We start from the raw sequence: 255 nt of genomic DNA, 5'->3' as shown, positions 1-255 counted from the left end.
CCGCCAGCTGACGAAACTGAAAGCGTGGGAGCCGGCCTACGACACCGACGGTTGTCCCCGTAAAGGGGCCGATGTTGCCGAACTCACCAGTGTCCTTGACCTCGATGATTGGCCGGACGGGATGCGAATCATCGTCCGCCGTGAACGTCCCCACCCGGGTGCCCAACTGCGATTTGACGATGTCGACGGATACCGACTGACCGCGTTCGCGACGAACACGACCGGTGGCCAGCTGGCTGATCTGGAAGTCCGTCA

General features: G+C 62.4%; 1 pseudogene. It reads left to right on the top strand.

The window, feature by feature from the left end:
* A pseudogene (locus ACPUD7_RS17910) lies at positions 1–255 on the top strand (IS1380 family transposase); the annotation flags it as partial.

This window comes from Brevibacterium sp. FAM 24630, assembly GCF_049804075.1.
In the GTDB taxonomy this organism is placed as follows: domain Bacteria; phylum Actinomycetota; class Actinomycetes; order Actinomycetales; family Brevibacteriaceae; genus Brevibacterium.
This window is presented reverse-complemented; position numbering and strand designations above follow the sequence as displayed.